Raw genomic sequence first — 19039 nt, 5'->3', positions numbered from 1 at the left:
TGCTCTTTGCTCAGACAGATAATAATTAAGGCCATTTTACGACACCCGGGCCCCGGCGGGCAGCTTCATTAGTCGGTACACTTAAAGACCGTGTCAAACCGCCCCAAACCCCTATGACCGAACCCACTTTGCCTGCGCTGGACGAAAAACGTCGCCGTATTCAATCCATTGAAACGGGCTTTGGCCTGTTGAAAGTGCTGGTGGACAGCGGACAACCCATGATGCTGCGTGATCTGGCCACGCAAGCTGGAATGAGCTCGGCCAAAGCCCACCCTTATCTGGTCAGCTTTACCAACGTAGGACTGGTACAGCAGGCTCCGGCGACCGGGCTGTACGAGCTGGGGCCTTTTGCCTTGCAGATGGGTTTGGTCAGCCTGCAAAGCCAGAACCCGGTCAAGATTGCCCTGCCCCTGGTTCAGGCCTGGGCCTCGCGCATTGGGCATACATTGGGTTTGGCGGTGCTGGGCTCACACGGCCCCACCATGGTTCATATCAGCGAGGCCAGCTATCCGGTCCATGTGAACATGCGCTGCGGCACGGTGATGTCCATGTTGCATACGGCGACCGGCCACGTCTTTGCTGCCTGGCTCCCCCCGGAAGTGGCTCGCCACTACATTGAGCGCGAAGCGGGCGACAGTGCCGTTGTCACCAGCATCAGCCCGCTGCGCCCCAGCCCCAACGAGCTGGCGGCCATGCTGGAAAAAATCCGCGAGCAAGGTGTGGCCCAGGCACTGGGCAACCCCCTTCCCGGTATCGATGCCCTGTCCGTCCCCGTGTTCGATCACTCTGGCCAGATTGTGCTGGCCTTGACCAGTCTGGGGCCCAGCACGCTGTTTGATGCCAGTATCGACAGCCCCATCCTGGCCCAATTGCGCCAGTGCGCCAACAGCATTTCGCATCAATTGGGCTGGCGCGAACCGCTGGGCACTCCGCCTTTATCAAACTTGACATGACTGCACACACTTATAGGGGTGTCGCTACTTCAAGTTTGACGGGTTTACATGCAAAATAATTGTTTTATCCGCCCACCTGTTGTGGGCGATTTCTCGAGTGCGATGCTGTGCTAGAACAAGAACTGAAATTTTTTGTACCCGAGAGTGCCCGTCCCGGTTTATTGACCGCCTTTGACGCGGTACGCACGGGAAGCATTACCTTAAATGCCATTTACTTTGACACGCCCGAACGCGATTTGGCGCGCTCAAGTATCGCCCTGCGACTGCGCAAGGAAGGCGAGCAATGGGTTCAAACCGTCAAGCTGCCCGGTCCTGACACCCTGTCCCGCATTGAACTCAATCACCCCCGCCCAGGCCCGAAGCTGGATCTGAGCCTGTATCAGGACACGCCTGCCCATACAGCACTGTCCCGCTACGCGGATCAGATTCAAGCCCGCTATCAAACCCGAATCCAGCGCGAACTGGCCCTGATCAAGCAGGGACAGTCGGAGCTGGAGCTGGCCTATGACGTAGGTCACATCGAATCCAATGGCTTGACACTACAGGTCAACGAGCTGGAAATTGAGCTGATTCGCGGCGAGAGCCTGACCATGTTTGAAGTCGGCCAGCGCTGGCTGTACAAGCATGGCCTGATTCTGGAGATGCGCAGCAAGTCCGAGCGCGGCGATGCACTGGCCAGCCTAGTGGATCGCCGGCGGGCCAAATCCGAAAGCCTGGACCTGTCACCCGAGCAGGTTGCTGCCGCCTTGACGCGCAAAGCCTACGATTTACCCAAGCCGCATTTTGTCGACACCGAAGAGCTGGAACAGTTCTACAGCCTGAGCGCCACCATGAGCCTGGAGCAGGTCATTCGCAATGCTGCTTTGCTGGCGGGCGTGGATGGCATACGCCCAGACTCCTCCCGCCAGGCCGACTATCTGGCCTTGATGCGCGTGGGCCTGCGCCGCCTGCGCTCCTGCCGCAAGTTGTTCAAAATGTGGCTGTCGGCCAGCGAAGGCTACGCCAATACCCGTCTGACGCATTATTTCGGCTTGTTTGGCCAGGCGCGTGACCACGACCTGGTGCACCTGGAAATTACCCCCTTGCTGCTGCAAGCAGGCATGCCTGGCCCGGCTCCCGAACCCATTCCGGCCCACCTGGAGCATGACCCTGTGCAATTGGCCAGCGCTGCCGAGTTCCAATCCTTGCTATTGAGTAATCTGCAAAGCCTGATCTGTGGCCCCACGCTGGAACTCAATGGTGTGGCCCAGCCCGAACATCTGGTGGAAGCGCGTATCAGCCGCTGGTTTCAAACGATTCAACTACGCGGCCAGCGCTTTGCGCAGATCAGTCAGGACAAGCAACATCGTTTGCGCAACCGGATCAAGAGCCTGCGCTACTGCCTGGAGTTCTTGCCCAGCGCAGCCGACAAACAGGGGCTGCACAAAGTGCTACGCGAATGTCAGGCCTTGATTGGTGCAGTGACCGACGTGGACGTGGCCCTGGACTGGTATGCCCAACATGCGGCCAACCCCGAGCAAGCCCAGTTCGCACGAGACTGGCTGACCCATGCCCGCCAAGGACGTGCCGCCCATGCCCAGCATGCGCTCAATGCCTTGGATCAGCATCAACCACAAATTGAACTGCTACGACGCTAAACCCCCAGGCCACTAAACAGCCCCCTGAGCCTTTGGGGCCCACCAGGTGGCACTTGTCCCCTTGGACAGTCCAGCCATAAAAAACCGGCGATGCCTTTAGAGACATCGCCGGTTTTTCTGTGCAACCAAACTTGGCTTAAGCGTTCATGCCCAACAAGGCCGACGCAAATTCACGGGCCACAAACGCCTGCAGATCCTGCATGCCCTCGCCCACGCCAATCCAGTAGACCGGAATAGGACGTACGCCTTGCGCACAGGCGGCAACGGCAGCCAGCGTCCCGCCTTTGGCCGTACCGTCCAGCTTGGTCACAACCAAACCCGTCAAACCCAACGCGGCATCAAATGCGCGAATCTGGGAAATGGCATTCTGGCCAGTGTTGCCATCTACAACCAACAAAATCTCATGGGGAGCCTGACCATCAGCCTTGCCGATGACACGCTTGATCTTCTTGAGCTCTTCCATCAGATGCAGTTGGGTCGGCAAGCGACCGGCGGTATCCACCATGACCACCCCCATATCACGGGCGCGGCCTGCATGTACCGCATCAAAAGCCACTGCAGCCGGGTCACCACCGTCTTGGGCAATAACGCTGACATTATTGCGGGTTCCCCACTCAATCAGTTGTTCACGAGCGGCAGCCCGGAAAGTATCACCAGCAGCCAACAGGACTTTTGCGCCCTGTTCCTGGAAGGTGTGCGCCAACTTGCCGATAGACGTGGTTTTACCTGCACCGTTCACCCCGGCAATCATGACAACCAGCGGCTTGCTCGACTCCAAAGGAAAGGATTTCTCCAAGGGCTTCAAGTGATCAGTCAGAATATCGCACAGGATCTGTTTGACCTGGGCCGCATCACTGACTTTTTCCTTGCGAACACGGGCGCGCAAAGCGGTAATCAGTTTCTCGGTCGCCTCGACTCCCGCGTCCGCCATCAGCAAGGCGTCTTCCAGTTCCTCGAACAGCGATTCATCAACCTTGGCACCGACAAACAGGCTGCTCAGGCTTTGACCTGTGCGCGACAAACCCTGTTTCAGGCGAGACATCCAGGAGGTTTTTACCACTGGGGCGGCGGCCTCTGGCTCTGGGGCAGGAGCAGGTACTGGCTCGGGCTGTGGGGCAGGAACAGGAACAATCTCTGGCTCTGGCGGCGGCACCGGTTCAGGAATCGGCTGCACCTCAGGTTCTGGCTGCGGCTCTGGCTCAGGAATCGGTTGCACCTCGGGCTCAGGCACCGGCACAACTTCGGGTTCCGGAGCACGGCTTGGCTCTGGAACCGGCGGCACTTCCGGCTCAGGGGTACGAACGGGTTCGGGTACGGGCTGACCGTCCGGCTCATAGACACGCGCAGGCTCGGGCATCGGGACACTGGCCGGGGCCGGTTGTGGCACCGCTGGCTGCGTGGGCGTAGACTCGGACGCAGCGCGATGTTCAGCCTGACTATCCAACACCACAGCAGGCGGGGCCACCGGCGTTTGAATCGGCGTAGTTTGCTCCTGCGATACTGCAGGGGATGCGTCAGCCTCGGGCTGAGCAGGAGAAAGCGGCTCGGTCAGCTCCGTTTGAGTGACTTGTGGCTCTGGCTTGGCCTTCTTTCTTTTAAAAAAACTGAACATACGATTTACACTAGAAAATTCTGTTGAATGACCACATTATCCGATCAAAGCGCTAATGAGAAAACATGCTGTCCGTATTGTAGGTGGTGATTACCGTCGCACACCGATTTCAGTCGTCGATGCACCCGGTCTGCGGCCCACACCGGACCGTGTACGCGAAACACTGTTTAACTGGCTTAACCACTTCTGGGGTGGTCAATTCAGTGACAAAAACGTGCTGGACCTGTTTGCCGGTAGCGGAGCGTTAGGCTTTGAAGCGGCCTCGCGCGGTGTCGCCTTTGTACAAATGGTGGAACGCCACGGGCCCGCAGTGACCAATTTGCGCAGCTTGCGTACCAAACTCAAGGCAGAGCACGTGCGCATCCATGCTGGCGACGCCCTTCATATTCTGGAGCGCAGCCAGATGCGCTACGACCTGGTCTTTATAGACCCACCCTTTGCGCAAGACTGGATGGACCGTATCTGGCCCTTGCTGCCCAATGTGCTGGCACCGGACGCGCTGGTTTACATTGAATCCGAAACCCCTATACAAGCCCCGGATCAATACGGGATACTACGACAGGATAAGGCAGGGCAGGTACATTATCATTTGTTGCGATTTGCTGCGATGCAAAAAACAGTCAATAATGCCGAATTTTCCGGGACGCCTGCACCGCTCTCCCCGGACGCCGACCTGCCAACTTGAACCCCTTACGCGGATGCACCATGATCACAGCTGTTTACCCCGGCACCTTCGACCCCCTGACCCGAGGCCATGAAGACCTTGTCCGGCGAGCCGCCAACCTTTTCGATCACGTCGTGGTCGGTGTGGCCTCCAGCCAGAACAAGCGCCCTTTCTTCACCGTTGAAGAGCGTGTTGAGATCGCCTCCGAAGTGCTCAGCCACTACCCGAACGTGGAAGTGAAAAGCTTTTCCGGCCTGCTCAAGGACTTTGTGCGCGAACAAAATGGTCGCGTTATCGTACGTGGCCTGCGCGCCGTGTCCGACTTTGAATACGAATTTCAAATGGCGGGCATGAACCGTCACTTACTGCCCGAAGTCGAGACCATGTTCATGACCCCCTCGGACCAGTACCAGTTCATCTCTGGCACCATCGTGCGCGAAATTGCCATTTTGGGCGGCGATGTGGGCAAATTTGTGTTCCCGTCTGTGGAGCGCTGGCTACAAACCAAAGCCCAGGAGCGCAAGCAACAAGCGGTTTCAGCGACCTGAACTCGCCCTGTGCAGCGGTCCGTACTACACTGTAAGGTGACCGACTGGTCAAATCCAAGGACCACGTTTATCAGGACACTGCGCGATGGCACTGCACATTACTGAAGAATGCATTAACTGCGACGTTTGTGAGCCGCAGTGCCCCAATCTGGCTATTTACATGGGTGAGGAGATCTACGAGATCAATCCCAACCTGTGTACGGAATGCGTTGGCCACTTTGACGAGCCACAGTGTGTGGTGGTGTGTCCGGTCGAGTGCATCGAAGTTCACCCCCAACACCAGGAAAGCCAGGAAACCCTGCTGGCTCGCTATCACCGGCTACAGTCCGAACCCACGACATAAACAGAAAAAACAAGCCCTGCTCATGGCAGGGCTTGTGATATGTGGGGTCACAGCGCAGGTGGCTTAGTCGTTTGCGACAAACGCTTTAGCAACCGCAAGGGCTGGCCTGTATAGCGGCTGAACCAATGTGCAGGCAAATCCCCTTCATCCACCAATTGCACGGGCTGGCCATTTTCCTGCCACAGGGAAAAAGAATCCGGATCGTCCTCGATGACGTCCACTTCAATTTCCAGACGCAGCATACCGGGAGCGCGCAGCACCAGTTGACCAAAACGCAGCTCTACGCTTAACCCTGCCAAAGCGGGCAACGCATCAGCAGCCAGAACCCGCCCCTGATCATCCCCCAATACCCAGCGCCCCTTGCAGGCCAGTGCCTTGCTGCCACTTAGAGCCGGACCGCCTTGCAACAGGCAAACCGTCTCTTGGGGCAAACTCACCACGTCCCTCGCACTCATGGCTTGAACCATTGTTTCATGGCTTCGCCGACGGTTTGCGGCACCTTGTCTTGCAGCTCTTTCTTGATGATCTGTTCCACCTCGGATTTCACATCGGGCCTGGACTCTGCCTTGGCCTCCGAGACTTGCTGGCTCAACAAATCCAGCAAACCGTCCTGCAGCGCTTTCTTGATGGAGTTGCTGGCAATGTCCTTCCACTGAATCTGGTAGGACAACGCTGCCCAAGGTCCAGAAATATGGATAGGGATCAGCACATTGCGCAGATCCTGGAAAGACTTGCGCTCTTCGGCATCCAGGTTGTTACGGTTCAAACGCACCTGCAAGGTTACATCCGCTTGCTGGGACACCAAATCCAGCTTGGCACCTTTGGCCGTGGTCACCGTCAATATTGGCGTGGTTGCGCGGAAATTGCGGAAGGTGGCTTGCCCTTTCTTGATATCCAAATTGCCTTGCAGACGGTTCAACACCGTGCGACGCAAGGGGTCAGACTCGGGCAGCAACAAAGGAATCTGGCCGCTAAAAGCATTGCGTACGGCCTCATTAATATCACGCACACTTTGGTCCAGGTCTACGCTGCGCCAACTGCCATCCTGCAAATCGACAGTCAGGCCGCCTTCGAGCGCATTCAGACGTTCTTGCTGCGTGGCGCCTTGAGCCTTCAGGTCCAGGCTCACATTGCCCTTGCCTGCCAAATAATCATTGCCGAAAGCATCCAGCAAGAGCGATCCAACCTGCATTTGTTGCAGCTTCAGACCCAGCTCAAAACGCTTGCCTGGCTCAACCTTGGCCTTGGCCTGGAACTGGCCTTCATAAGCCTGTGCAGTGAACTGGGACAAACTGACCACCTGGCCCTGGTTCTTGATCTGGGCCTTGACCTGATCCATCACCACACCCAGGCTGCGCAGTTTTTCGATTTCAAAACGCAGATCAAAAGTAACCTTGTCCAGCCATGGGTAGGACAAAGCCGCGTCGGGTTCTTGCTCTGCTGGTGCTGCGGCATCTGCCTCTTCGGCCTTGGGCTGCTCGGCCTGTTCACCGCCCTCTTTAGCTGGCGCCTGCTCGGTGGCCGCTTCAGGTGCCTGCGCCTGGGGTTCCGGCTCTGTTGTGGGTACCACTTCAGGGGCCGTCGCCCAGAAAATCGAGCGCAGTTCATCCAAATCCAGCTTGTCAGCTTTCAGGATCGCATCCAGCAAGGGACCCTTGCCCTTATCGTGCAAAGTCACATCAAGACTGCCTTGAGCCTGCTCGGTGCTGCTGCTTAACTGCGCACTGTATTCCTGCTTGCCTTTGTTCAGGTCAGCTTGACCGATGATAGGCATTTCAAAACGGCTACCTGCATCGGCTTGGTCTTCAACACGAATATTGGCTTGAATCTCCGGCAGACGCAGCCATTCATTTGAGGGTTGCCACTGCAAGGGGGAGCTTGCCTTGAACTGAGCGACACGGCTGCCCTGTTTGATCGCACCATCCAGCTTGGCCTGCTCAAAGATCAATTCCTGGCTGTTGCCGGACAAACCCTGCAAGGTCAAGCCCAGCCCCAAAACTCGGGGGCCGCTGACTTTCAGGCTGGCAACGACAGGCGATCCTTCCGCTTGGGCAGGCGATACCTGGATGCGAGGCACATCCAAGGCCAGATCCAGGTCCTGATCTTCATTCTTGCCACGAACACGCAAAGCCAGCTTTTCGAACGACACCAGATCGCTGACGCTGTCGATCTGCATCTTGGGCGTGCTCAGCGAAGCGCTCAGATCGCTGACTGGATAAGCGCCCCGCCACTGACCTTGCAATTGTGTATCCAGATTGGTGGCGCTGAACTGACGCTGGGCGGACTTGTAAGCCACATTACCCTTAACGGTCAGACTTTGCGCCTGCAACTCGTCCAGATCACCGACAAAGCTCACATTCAGTTTCTGGGCGCCATAGGATTTGGAAGCGGGGTCCAGACTCAGTTGCCCCTGCCCCTCCAGCACACCGTCTGCCAGGGGATAGTCACCCGACAGGCGGCTTTTGAACGCCACATCAAAAGGCTGACCAAAGGTCATGCGGCCCGTATTCACTTCCAGCTGTAGCAAACGGCCAATCACATTGCTGCGTTTGCTGAAGTAATGGATCTCGCCCCCCTTAAGGCTCAGACCCGCAATATCAATCTGGAAATCCGTCTCGCTACCGGAACGCTTGGCAATCAACTCAGGAACCGGCAAGGATTCAGGTGCGGGCTCAACGGGGTTTTCCTGTGGAGCCTCGGCCGCTTGGGCAGCGGGCAGCAAAGACACGCCAGAACGAGCCACCGGCAGTGGTGGACCAGCGGGTGGTGCCTGCAGCAGGTCATCAAAATTCAACTTGCCTTCTTCATCGCGCACAATCCAGGCTTTAAAGCCCGTAACAGCGACATGATCGACCACCAGACGGTTATTGATCAACGGCCAAAGCGCCACGGCAAAGCGGGCGCTTTCCAAAGAAGCGAAGGGATCTTCCGAATTACGGTCAGACAGGGACAGCCCCTGCACGGACAGGCCGATGCGGGGAAATAAAGAAAGTTCGATATCACCGTCAATCTTGAGCGTACGTTGATACTTTTGCTGGACGATATCAGCCAGCTTCTGTTTGTACGAATTGGGATTGAATGTCAGCAGGAAAATCGCCCCGCCTACCACCGTGACAATAGCTAAAACGACGAGGCTGAATAAGCCCCGCTTAAACCATACTTTCATGTAAGCCTCTAGGACCTCGGGGCAGGATGCAACACGCCATCTGCCCGGATACGAAATGCTAACCCATGTCGGGCGATTGGTAAGTAACGAAAATAAGAAATATCCACCCGTATTCTAAAAAGCAGAGTCGGTTGTCAGTAATACGCCATTATTACCGAAGGAAATAAAGACATATTATTAATGTCGGCAGCCTTAGATACATTTCACGACATACAGGGGTTATGCTTGCTCTATCCTATATAAGCCACTTGATCATCAATTCCAGAACCAATCATGAAACTAGAGACGCTTGCCATTCATGCTGGCTATCAGCCAGATCCGACCACAAAAGCTGTTGCTGTTCCGATTTATCAGACCACTTCCTACGCTTTCGACAATACGCAACACGGCGCGGATCTGTTTGACCTGAAGGTACCCGGCAATATTTACACCCGCATCATGAACCCCACCAATGCTGTGCTCGAAGAGCGTGTCGCAGCACTGGAAGGCGGGATTGCGGGATTGGCTGTCGCCTCTGGCATGGCGGCCATCACGTATGCTATCCAAACGATTGCAGAGGCTGGCGACAACATTGTGTCTGTCAGTAAGTTGTACGGCGGCACCTACAACCTGTTCGCACACTCCTTCCCGCGCCAAGGCATTACCGTCAAATTTGCCCAGCCCAACGACATCGACGCGCTGGAAGCCCTGATTGACGACCGCACCCGCGCTGTATTTTGCGAAACCATCGGCAACCCGGCTGGCAACATCATTGATATCCGTGCGCTGGCCGATGCCGCCCACCGTCATGGCGTCCCCCTGATTGTCGACAATACCGTTGCCTCCCCTGCCCTGTGCCGTCCTATCGAACACGGTGCCGACATCGTGGTGCACTCGCTGACCAAATACATGGGCGGTCATGGCACGACCATCGCTGGCATGGTAGTGGACTCCGGCAAATTCCCTTGGGCCGAGCACAAAGAGCGCTTTGCCATCCTGAACACACCTGATCCGTCCTACCACGGCGTGGTTTACACCGAAGCCTTCGGCCCGGCCGCCTTCATTGGCCGCTGCCGCGTGGCTCCGCTGCGCAATACCGGCGCTGCCTTGGCTCCCTTGAGCGCCTTCCAGATCCTGCAAGGCATCGAAACCTTGCCTTTGCGCATGGAACGCCACACCGAAAACGCCTTGAAAGTGGCCGAGTATCTGAACGCCCACCCACAGGTATCTTGGGTCAAGTACGCAGGTCTGGCTGACCATCCTGACCACGAACTGGCCAAGCGCTACATGGGCGGCAAACCTGCAGCGATTCTGTCCTTTGGTATCAAAGGCGGTATTGAAGCGGGTACCCGCTTTATCGACGCACTGAATCTGGTGCTGCGCCTGGTCAATATTGGCGATGCCAAATCCCTGGCTTGCCACCCTGCCAGCACCACACACCGTCAACTGAACGCCGAAGAACTGGCGGCGGTAGGCGTGAGCGAGGACATGGTTCGCCTATCCGTGGGCCTGGAACATATCGACGACATTCTGGCTGACCTGGAACAAGCCCTGGAAGCAGCGGCACGCGGCTAAAACCAGAAATCCTGTACAGGCCGCAATAGCTGTGCAGGTTTGTCCGCATCAAGCTAAAAAAGCCTGGAATCGGCATAGCACCGACTCCAGGCTTTTTGATATTTTCTCGACACAGCCATCAGGCTGGCCGTGTTACTGGCGCAAGCTCATCAGGACTTGCGAAATAGCTGTGCCAAACCGCCCAGCAAGCTGCTGGCATCGGTAATGTGGGACGGATCAAACTGACCATTCGGGCTGGCTTGATTGATCAAGGACGGCAACATGATCTTCAGGTTCTCCAGCACGCTTTGCTGGTTCAGACCCGACAAATCTTCTAATTGCTTGATCGCTGGTTGACCCATCACGCTCAGCAAGTCCTGCTGGCCAATTTCCTGATTGCTGCCCTGCGAAATCCAGGACGAGACCACTTCACCAAAACCACCCGCGCGAAAGCGTTCAATCAGGCCGCTCAAACCACCTGGATACGTGCTGATCACCTGAATCAGCGCAGGCAACAAGGCGCCCTGCTCTTTGGATTTGGAATCCGTAGCCGACAAGGCCGACACAACAGAATTAAGCAAACTCATTATTTTTCTCCCCAATGCATGGCACCGTGCGTCAACGGGTGCTGATATCGGTTCTCATTATGCCGTGACAAACCGTCAGACGGGGCAGCTTAATTGTCAAGGTGGGTCAATAGGTCACGGACGCCAAAGCCCTATTGCTCTGGGCTGGGCCTACGCTACACTGGATTGATAGTTCGGCACGCCACACAGATCGACTCCCTGGAGATTCTGGAATGACACACGCTTGCTATACCGTCCTGTCCCCTGAAGAGACTGCCCGCGCTCTGCCTTATCCGGAGCTGGTCGCCCAGTTAGGCAAAGCCATGGCCCAATATGCCGCTGGCACTATCGTCGCCCCCACCCGGCAAGTTCTGAGCTACCCAACGGCAGGAAAAATGCTGTCCATGCCTGCGGTCTCTCACGATATCGGTGTGCACAAACTGGTTAATGTGATGCTGGACAATCAGCAACAAGGTCTTGGCAGCATCCAGGGCCTGGTCAGCGTCTACGACGCTCAACATGGCTTACCCTTGCTGGTCCTGGATGCCCCCACCTTGTCCAAACGTCGTACTGCCGCCGTATCCATGTTGGGGATTCAGGCACTGTGGCCTCATGGCCCCGAACACATCACCTTACTGGGATACGGGCAGCAAGCCCAGGCACACTGCGATGCCATCATGACGCTGTACCCTCAGGCCCGCGTCACCCTGACAGGCCGCAATATTGGCCGTGCCCAAGCGGTGGCCACATCCTTGCAAAATCAGTTTGGAGATCGGGTTCAGGCTGCTGCGGCCATTCCTGAAAAAACGGATGTCCTGATTACCCTGACATCCAGCTTGACACCGGTCTATCACGAGCCTGCCCGCCTGGACCGCCTGTTGATTGGCGTAGGAGCATTCCAGGCTGATATGGCTGAATTCGAGCCCCATACCCTGCTAGCCAGCCACCTCTACGCGGATGATGTCTGCGCAGCGCACCAAGAAGCTGGCGACCTGATTCAGGCCAACGTAGCCTGGGACCAAGTCCACAGCATTCATCAAGTGCTGCGCACGCCAGCACCCAGAGATAAACCTTTATTCTTCAAATCCGTAGGCTCTGCAGCCTGGGATTTAGCAGCAGCACGCTGTGCTTTGCAGCATGTAAACCCAGTTTAAATACTTAGGACGCTAATCAATTGCTGCCATACTCCAAACAAGCCCAGAGTGTTAATCTGGCGCGTACAATCCCTTACAGTTATTGACCGACTTTTTTTCCTGCGCCCCTCATGACCTCTCAGTTGCCTCCTATCGAAGACGATCCGTATCAGATCCAGTCCAAGTTTGAAATTCTGCGTGTTTTACGGGCCATCGAAAAAGGGGGCCTTCTCTTGCACATGGAGGCCAATCGGGGCAATGACCGGATTGTGACCACCATTTTAGATATTGATCTGGACAACAATGTGGTGGTGATCGATACCGCCAACAAAGAAGAAAAAACCCGCAATCTGTTGCAGTCCGAACACACCAGTTTCGAGACCTCGATAGACAAGATCAAGGTGACATTTCAAGGGCCTACACCAGAGGTCGTGTCCTACGAAGGGCAGCCGGCCCTGGCGATCCCAATTCCCGAATCCATCCGCCGCTTACAACGACGCGAATTCTTCCGCGTCACCGTGCCTGTCAGCGAGCCGGCTATGGTGATCTTGCGCTTGAATAACGAAGCCAAGAGTTTTCTGCTGCACGATATCAGTGGCGGCGGCTTGTCCTTGGTGGACGAATCGCAAAGCCTGGCAGAGGTGATTGGTGCGCATAAAACCGAGTCCCTGCTGGAGCTGCCGCAGGCCGGTTCTTTTGTCGTGGCTCTACAAGTGGCGCGTACCGAGACACAACAACTAGCGAACGGTAAACAAATTCACCGTTTGGGCTGTACGTTTATTGATCTATCAGCCTCCACGCAGATGGCCATTCAGCACTACATCAGCCGCCTGGAACGCCAACAGATCGCCAAACAGCGCGGTCACGGTTAATTCGACGTCCGGGACATCGCCAAATCACCGGGGGTGTCCACATCGCGCAAGATGCCCTCATCCACTAAAGGCACCCACAAGGTCTGATCCTTATTGGCCTGTAACAAGGCCCGCGCGCCTTGCTCGTCTGAAAGCGCCAGAAGCGGTTGACGCCACGCCAGACCAAAGCCGACGGGATTGCCCGTCTGCCCATTGAAAACGGGACGCACGATCCCGGCCCCATCCTGCACCGCCTGAGCGACTGCCGCCACAGAGCTTGGCCGCAACCAAGGCATATCGGCCAGTAAAACGACATAACCATATTGGGGACTGCAAGCCTGTATCCCGGCTTTCAGGCTGACTCCCATACCGCGGATGGCAGCAGGCGCCTGAACGAAACTGATCGGCAAGTCGTCCAGCTCCTGACGCAAAATCTGCTCATACACATCACAAACAATCAGCACCTCATCGAGCACAGACAAGGCCGTCTCACAGACACGGCGCACCATCGTTCTGCCATCGTCCATCTTGGCCAATAACTTCAACTGCTGACCCGAAGGGTCGAAGCGCTGCCCCAGGCCCGCCGCCAGAATAATGCCCGTCACCCCGGATACATGCTGCTGCCCTGCCATCCTGGCTCCTTTTGAACTAGGTAATGTCTCGTCGACAATGCGTATTGCGTCGTTCACTAGACTAATAGAAAGAAGCCTGAGGGGACAAGCATGGTTAAAGAGCCATGATGAGTGGATCAAAGAAGTCTCTGTAAAGACGCCATTCAGTCGGCCTGCTGGGGTGTCGGGGCTGAGCACTTGCCGGTGCTACGCACCGGTGCCCTTATCAGGAGATAGCTACGGGCGCATCCTGAACTCGCGGGGTGGTTCGTCCCCCGGACGAACCACAAGCGCCCCGCTCAAACAGCAGGATGCTTACACCCCTACGCTATCTCCTGACCGCGGCAAGTACTCTGATCCGCCCCTACACCCCAGCAGGCCGACTGAACGGCTCACAATGGCTTTTTACCCTCCCCCTCCCTTACTTTCTCCAACCATCCGATCTTAGGCTCCACCTTTGACTCCCCTCTGCAGTGCCGTTTGGGCTTTAAACCGTGTTGCTTGTTTTCTTGTGGAACCGGGTACAGCTTGGCGGGCGAGTCAGGGCTCTTGCCGCGGACAGCGTGGGCAAGGGACCCGCCAAGACAAGCCGAACCCGGGCCGCACAAGAAAACCATCCACCGCCACCATGCAAAGCGCAAACGGCACGCCCAAAAGCACGCCGTCCCAAAAAACGCTCCCTTACCTCACCCCTAAGCCAAAAATTCGAAATTCGAAAAAAGCAGATACCCCGCGTTTAAAAAGGAGGGCCAAAGGTTTAAAACCAACAATATCTATTTGACACCATCTGTTATATTTTCCCGACGCAGGCCGAAGGAATCCCTTTCATCCGCCAGCCCCGATGCAGCAACAATGAACGCCCCACGCTAATCAAACTGTTTCCTCTACCTCAGGGGCCATTCAGTGCAAACAATATCTCGCGCATTCAACACCTGCTCAACAATGAAACTAACAAAACTGTATACCGCCCTGGCGCTTGCTATTGCGCCCCTGGCAGCTCATGCCCTGGAAGACAGAACCGTTACAAATGCAGCGGGGCGCACCGTGTTTATCGCACGGTTTTTCGATATGAACGACGGTTCATTCGACAATGACGAAACGTCATTCTGGAGCTGGGAGGGCCATCAAGCCTATAAAGAACAGCTCCTTGAAGGCATGGGCTATTGGGCTGAAATATTGCAGCCCCAAGGCGACAACCCTGCGACCATCGTCAATATCGGCACGATTAATGACCCGGGCAATGCCTACGGAGGCTCGCCCACCGCCAATGGCGGTCAAAGCGCACTGACGCAGATGCAGCAAAACATGTTCGGCCTGTCGCCTGCAACCGGCACACTGCCCTTTGGTGGACATGGCTTTTTTGGCCTGGGCCAAGACGATTACGCAGCAAACCAGGCGTTTACACAAACTCCCCTTAGCGGAAAAGACAGCGTACTGCTGACAGCCGTTCACGAAATTGCCCATGGGCTGGGCATTTTAAGCAGCGTGGAGGACAGAGGCAGTTTGGATGAGACCCAACCCTACTTTGAAAGCCAACTCAGTAGCTGGACCCAACTGCTAAGAGACGACAATGGCAAACCGGCACGCGCTGGCCAGAAGATTCTGTGCGATGGCTGCGACAACTCCTACGACCCCGACGCTTTTGATGTGCGTCAGGACAAGGGCTATCTGACCGGAACGCACATCGAACAAGTGCTGGCTGGTGGCCTGCGTGGTGTGCCCGTAAAGATGCTGGGTGAAGGTGGCGGCATAGACAACAACTTCATGAGCCATATCGAGCTTCAAAACAGCGTCATGAGCCACCAGAACTACCGCAACTATTCAGGCTTCATGGAAGCTGAATTGGCAGTACTGCAAGATCTGGGCTACACCATTGACCGGGCCAACTTCTTTGGGCGCTCAATCTACGGCGATGGCCTTGAGCTGGTCAATACCCAAGGCTTCTTTGCCCGTAATGCCAAAGGCACGCAGTACCTTCCAGGCCAATACAACCAATCCACACTGGGTCTGGGCCTGCATATCTACGGCAGCAACAATCAGGTCCGACAAGCGGCTGACCTGCTGGCAGCCGGCTCAGGTGGTGCAGGCATACGGGTCGATGGTCAGAACAACACGCTTGTTATCGACCCAGGCGTCAGAATCTACGCAGATGGCTTGAACGGGCAAGGTATTCAATTTGCCTACGGCCGTGGGCATACGCTGGTGCATCGCGGCGACATCCAGGCTACTGGCCCTCAAGGTGTCGGCCTGCGTTTTGACTTTGGCACCAACTCCCTGGGCAACCATACCGAGCGTCGTGGTTCCTATATACGCAGTATTGAAGGCGTCGATCAAGCCCTGCTCCCCGAGCTGAACGGCCCCCTGGTTAAACAAGCCGACATTAGCGGGCGGATCGCAGGCCAGGAAGCTGCCATCCTGATTTCTGACAATGCCTACGTCGGGCGCATCAACCTGATGCAGGGCACCCAGATTGAAGGCGATATCATCTCGCAGTATGCGCAACGCGACGACCAGAACCAGCTACGTCTGACTACGCTGTCGTTTGGGCAGGCTGCCGATCATAGGGGCCGCAGCATCGATCAAGCCGATACCAACTTTCACTTGAGCTACGCCGGGAACATCACAGGCAAAGACAATCTGACCCTGTCATTTGACGGCGGTACGACACAACTGAACGGTAACGTGCAGGTCCACAGTGCCGCCATCCACGAAGCGGCGACATTGGGCGGCAATGCCCGCTTCGATCTGGCCAGCGGTCAGGCCCTGATTAACGCCGGCACCCTGACGCCTGGTAACTCAGTCGGGCGCATTCAGGTAAATGGCGACTTCCAACAAACAGCAACGGGCCGCCTATTAGCCGAATTTGATGGTAAAGGCGATCACGACGCACTTGCCGTCAGTGGTCATGCCGATTTGGCCGGAACGCTGCAACTGACGCCCGTGGCGGACTGGTATCAAAACGCCTGGTCCGTCGACACAGGCTCATTTGTAGAAGCCGCCAGCTACAGCGGCAGCTTCAACGCCACCCAGATCGCCCCCGTATCGCCTACCTTGCAGTTTGACGCTGCCCCTTTAGGCAATGAACGCTACCGCTTGTCTGCCACCCGCGCCGACAATGCCTATAGCCAATATGGCGGCGACGACAACCAACGAGAAGCCGGCAAGGCTTTGGTCAAGCTGGCCGCCGCCGCACCGGCACCCGCGCAAACCCTGTTCCAGGAACTCGACTTCTCGGCCAAGGACGGCTCACAAATACCCGCTGCCCTGGATCAGATTTCACCGGCTGGCTACAGTGCGGCGATGGCCGCCTCTCTGATGCATGAGCGTTCGATCATGCAAACCGCGCGCCAAGGACTGAGCCAAAGCATGTTGCGGCCCGGCACCGACTGGCAGGGCTACGCCTTGGTGTTCGGTTCCAGTGGCGATCAGAACACGCGAGGTTCCATGCTTGGCTACGATGCCAACAGCTATGGCCTGATCGTCGGAGCTGGGCGCGCCCTGGAGTCGGCCCCCGACTTCGCGGTGGGAGCACAGCTTGATATTTCAGATCTATCGGTCAAACCGGATGCCCCGTACTCCGGCAAGAGCAAAGCCACCGCATTTGGCTTGGCTGCCCATCTGCAATACCGCCCCGGTGCACGGGAAGGCCTTTTTGGATTCAGCGGGCTGCGACTGGGGCTAGAACAAGCCGATATGCGCAGGCAAATTGCCATTGGAGACTATCAGGCCACGCACTCGTCTGACTGGACGGGGCGCAATCTGTCGATTGACGCAGGCACAGGCTACCTTTGGGAGCTGAACCCCTCCTTATCGCTAGGCCCCTTTGCCAACATGAACTATGCCTTGGTGTCCCGGCCATCAGTCGACGAATCGGGTAATGCAGCCACGCGCCTTCACCTGGACAGCAAGCGCGTCGATGCCTTGCGCTCCAGCCTGGGGCTGACGGCGCAATGGAATCGCGACCTGACTGATGGCAGTAAGCTGGCCGTGAACGTTGACGTGGGCTGGAATCACGAATGGCTGGATCGCGACCTGACCCAAGCAGCCCGTTTCGCCATTGCGTCCACGGAGACGGCGTTCAACACCCGCAATAGCGTGCTGCCCCGCGACACGATGAGTCTGCGTGCAGGCCTGACCTGGCAACGCAGTGAGCGTCTGTCGATTGGCACCGGCATCAGCTCACAGTTCGGCGGTGGATATTCGTCGCTACAAGGGCAGATGAATCTGCGCTGGGCGTTTTAAGAATAGCCACTTGCCAGGAAACGTGACTGTTGCTTGAAACGGTGGGAGGCGCTGATGCACATGCACAAAGCGTTCCCCCACCACTATTTGCGCGTTCACTAATGCGGCTTGGCGGGTGCGTCAGGGTTCTTGCCACGGGCAGAGTAACGAGGCGGGATGCAAAAGGTGTGCTGTTTAAGGAGCACGCCTGCGGCCGGTCCGGGTGAGCAGTCGCGCTCCGAGTTCACCGCCCGCCCGCAACGGCGCACTGACAAGGGCACCCACGCACGGCGTGAGCAAGGGACCCGCCAAGACAAGCCACACAGGGGCCCTACAAGAAAACTTTCCACTGCTACGCAAAGCCAAAAAAAGCCCCCGAGAGCCATCCGGCTCCCAGGGGCGCAGGTCCGACAGCCTGCCCCCAAGCGGCAGACCACCGATACTCGATCACAAATCCGTAGACACAGACTTGCTAAAAGGACGACACAGGCTCCGTCAATCAAACTGCTAAAAAATGACGAAGCACATCGTTCTTCTCAAAGGCTTAAAAACACCAAGCCTTACACTCCAATCAACTTCATCGCTTCTTCCCGCGTCGCTACGGTGGCGTACTTCTGACGCATGTCGAACAAGTTGGCCTCATGCGGGCCAATTGCACGGTCACCCACGCAGTCCGATACCACCAAGGGGCGGAAGCCCAGTTGCATCGCATCAACCACGCTGGAACGTACGCAACCGCTGGTAACCGCACCGGCGACCAGCAGTGTTTGCACACCACGTTGGGTCAGCCACGCAGCCAAAGGCGTACCAAAGAAGGCCGACGGCACATTCTTGCGAACAATAAATTCACCGGGTGCAGGAGCCAACTCCGGCACGATGTGGCTGTTGTGTGCGTCTTCAGTCAGACCCAACATGCCGGGGACTTTGATGCTGAAGATGTTGTTATCAGCGCCATCGTCCGCATACACGATACGAGTGTGCGCCACCGGCCAGCCCTGTTCACGTGCCGTTGCCAGCAAGGTCTGCGTGTTCTCGATGGCTTCAGGGATATTGCCACCACCAAACACCGCCGGGTCAGCAAAACCATTCACCAGATCAATAATCAACAAGCCATACGGAGCTTTAGGCTCCAGCGTCGACCCAAACCCTTGTTGAGCGTAAACCGCTCCCTCATTCGTACTCACCAACGCCTCCGTCCAAT

At 56.7% G+C, this 19039-nt stretch carries 15 protein-coding genes; 9 read left to right on the top strand and 6 right to left on the bottom strand.

Annotated elements, in window-relative coordinates:
- Positions 1-113: 113 nt before the first annotated feature.
- Together CA948_RS17055 and CA948_RS17050 are read left to right on the top strand one after the other, a co-directional pair.
- The gene (locus tag CA948_RS17055) at positions 114-953 is read left to right on the top strand and encodes an IclR family transcriptional regulator (RefSeq protein WP_108728630.1); all 840 of its coding nucleotides are present in this window, start codon (positions 114-116) and stop codon (positions 951-953) included.
- A 107-nt stretch (positions 954-1060) separates the two neighbouring features.
- The gene (locus CA948_RS17050; protein WP_108728629.1) at positions 1061-2590 is read left to right on the top strand and encodes a CYTH and CHAD domain-containing protein; all 1530 of its coding nucleotides are present in this window, start codon (positions 1061-1063) and stop codon (positions 2588-2590) included.
- 136 nt (positions 2591-2726) lie between these two features.
- Here CA948_RS17050 and ftsY read toward each other — a convergent pair whose 3' ends face one another.
- The gene (gene ftsY / locus CA948_RS17045; protein WP_319802204.1) at positions 2727-4055 is read right to left on the bottom strand and encodes a signal recognition particle-docking protein FtsY; all 1329 of its coding nucleotides are present in this window, start codon (positions 4053-4055) and stop codon (positions 2727-2729) included.
- A 202-nt stretch (positions 4056-4257) separates the two neighbouring features.
- On the opposite strand from ftsY, the gene rsmD reads away from it, so the two are divergent.
- The 3 genes from rsmD (at position 4258) to CA948_RS17030 (ending at position 5757) form a co-directional block, all read left to right on the top strand.
- The gene (rsmD, locus tag CA948_RS17040) at positions 4258-4887 is read left to right on the top strand and encodes a 16S rRNA (guanine(966)-N(2))-methyltransferase RsmD (protein ID WP_094197599.1); all 630 of its coding nucleotides are present in this window, start codon (positions 4258-4260) and stop codon (positions 4885-4887) included.
- A gap of 20 nt (positions 4888-4907) precedes the next feature.
- On the top strand, positions 4908-5414 hold the full coding sequence (gene coaD / locus CA948_RS17035; protein ID WP_094197600.1) for a pantetheine-phosphate adenylyltransferase: 507 nt from the start codon (positions 4908-4910) through the stop codon (positions 5412-5414).
- A gap of 85 nt (positions 5415-5499) precedes the next feature.
- Entirely contained in the window at positions 5500-5757 is a 258-nt protein-coding gene (locus tag CA948_RS17030; RefSeq protein WP_009454772.1) for a YfhL family 4Fe-4S dicluster ferredoxin, read from the top strand.
- Positions 5758-5804: 47 nt separating this feature from the next.
- On the opposite strand, the gene CA948_RS17025 is transcribed toward CA948_RS17030, so the two are convergent.
- Together CA948_RS17025 and CA948_RS17020 are read right to left on the bottom strand one after the other, a co-directional pair.
- On the bottom strand, positions 5805-6212 hold the full coding sequence (locus CA948_RS17025) for an MOSC N-terminal beta barrel domain-containing protein (protein ID WP_159086150.1): 408 nt from the start codon (positions 6210-6212) through the stop codon (positions 5805-5807).
- On the bottom strand, positions 6209-8923 hold the full coding sequence (locus CA948_RS17020; protein WP_108728626.1) for an AsmA family protein: 2715 nt from the start codon (positions 8921-8923) through the stop codon (positions 6209-6211). Before CA948_RS17020 ends, CA948_RS17025 begins: the two co-directional genes overlap by 4 nt.
- 273 nt (positions 8924-9196) lie before the next feature.
- Between CA948_RS17020 and CA948_RS17015 the strand changes: the two genes are divergently transcribed.
- The gene (locus tag CA948_RS17015) at positions 9197-10477 is read left to right on the top strand and encodes a bifunctional O-acetylhomoserine aminocarboxypropyltransferase/cysteine synthase (RefSeq protein WP_094197603.1); all 1281 of its coding nucleotides are present in this window, start codon (positions 9197-9199) and stop codon (positions 10475-10477) included.
- Between the two features lie 149 nt (positions 10478-10626).
- Here CA948_RS17015 and CA948_RS17010 read toward each other — a convergent pair whose 3' ends face one another.
- Entirely contained in the window at positions 10627-11043 is a 417-nt protein-coding gene (locus CA948_RS17010) for a YidB family protein (protein ID WP_094197604.1), read from the bottom strand.
- A gap of 212 nt (positions 11044-11255) precedes the next feature.
- Between CA948_RS17010 and CA948_RS17005 the strand changes: the two genes are divergently transcribed.
- Both CA948_RS17005 and CA948_RS17000 read left to right on the top strand, forming a co-directional pair.
- Positions 11256-12176 (top strand): delta(1)-pyrroline-2-carboxylate reductase family protein, encoded by a 921-nt coding sequence (locus CA948_RS17005; RefSeq protein WP_094197605.1) that lies wholly within the window; start codon positions 11256-11258, stop codon positions 12174-12176.
- A 110-nt stretch (positions 12177-12286) separates the two neighbouring features.
- Positions 12287-13027, top strand: a complete 741-nt coding sequence (locus tag CA948_RS17000; RefSeq protein WP_094197606.1) for a flagellar brake protein — start codon at positions 12287-12289, stop codon at positions 13025-13027.
- Here the strand turns inward: CA948_RS17000 and CA948_RS16995 are convergent.
- On the bottom strand, positions 13024-13638 hold the full coding sequence (locus CA948_RS16995; RefSeq protein WP_108728625.1) for a nucleotidyltransferase family protein: 615 nt from the start codon (positions 13636-13638) through the stop codon (positions 13024-13026). The two genes, CA948_RS17000 and CA948_RS16995, sit on opposite strands and share 4 nt — an antisense overlap.
- Positions 13639-14559: 921 nt before the next feature.
- On the opposite strand from CA948_RS16995, the gene CA948_RS16990 reads away from it, so the two are divergent.
- Complete coding sequence (locus CA948_RS16990) at positions 14560-17859, top strand: autotransporter outer membrane beta-barrel domain-containing protein (RefSeq protein WP_108728624.1); 3300 nt, start codon at positions 14560-14562, stop codon at positions 17857-17859.
- 539 nt (positions 17860-18398) lie between these two features.
- Here CA948_RS16990 and CA948_RS16985 read toward each other — a convergent pair.
- On the bottom strand, positions 18399-19022 hold the full coding sequence (locus CA948_RS16985) for an N-carbamoylsarcosine amidohydrolase (RefSeq protein WP_108728623.1): 624 nt from the start codon (positions 19020-19022) through the stop codon (positions 18399-18401).
- Positions 19023-19039: the final 17 nt, after the last annotated feature.

The organism is Alcaligenes aquatilis, assembly GCF_003076515.1.
Lineage (GTDB): Bacteria > Pseudomonadota > Gammaproteobacteria > Burkholderiales > Burkholderiaceae_B > Alcaligenes > Alcaligenes aquatilis.
This window is presented reverse-complemented; position numbering and strand designations above follow the sequence as displayed.

What these genes read in the sequence shown, in the direction of transcription:
- CA948_RS17055 (WP_108728630.1), top strand. Translation starts at nt 114, where the DNA reads ATGACCGAACCCACTTTGCCTGCGCTGGACGAAAAACGTCGCCGTATT.
- CA948_RS17030 (WP_009454772.1), top strand. Translation starts at nt 5,500, where the DNA reads ATGGCACTGCACATTACTGAAGAATGCATTAACTGCGACGTTTGTGAG.
- rsmD (WP_094197599.1), top strand. Translation starts at nt 4,258, where the DNA reads ATGAGAAAACATGCTGTCCGTATTGTAGGTGGTGATTACCGTCGCACA.
- CA948_RS17000 (WP_094197606.1), top strand. Translation starts at nt 12,287, where the DNA reads ATGACCTCTCAGTTGCCTCCTATCGAAGACGATCCGTATCAGATCCAG.
- CA948_RS17025 (WP_159086150.1), bottom strand. Translation starts at nt 6,212, where the DNA reads ATGAGTGCGAGGGACGTGGTGAGTTTGCCCCAAGAGACGGTTTGCCTG.
- CA948_RS16990 (WP_108728624.1), top strand. Translation starts at nt 14,560, where the DNA reads ATGAAACTAACAAAACTGTATACCGCCCTGGCGCTTGCTATTGCGCCC.
- CA948_RS17010 (WP_094197604.1), bottom strand. Translation starts at nt 11,043, where the DNA reads ATGAGTTTGCTTAATTCTGTTGTGTCGGCCTTGTCGGCTACGGATTCC.
- CA948_RS16995 (WP_108728625.1), bottom strand. Translation starts at nt 13,638, where the DNA reads ATGGCAGGGCAGCAGCATGTATCCGGGGTGACGGGCATTATTCTGGCG.
- CA948_RS17005 (WP_094197605.1), top strand. Translation starts at nt 11,256, where the DNA reads ATGACACACGCTTGCTATACCGTCCTGTCCCCTGAAGAGACTGCCCGC.
- CA948_RS17015 (WP_094197603.1), top strand. Translation starts at nt 9,197, where the DNA reads ATGAAACTAGAGACGCTTGCCATTCATGCTGGCTATCAGCCAGATCCG.
- coaD (WP_094197600.1), top strand. Translation starts at nt 4,908, where the DNA reads ATGATCACAGCTGTTTACCCCGGCACCTTCGACCCCCTGACCCGAGGC.
- CA948_RS17020 (WP_108728626.1), bottom strand. Translation starts at nt 8,923, where the DNA reads ATGAAAGTATGGTTTAAGCGGGGCTTATTCAGCCTCGTCGTTTTAGCT.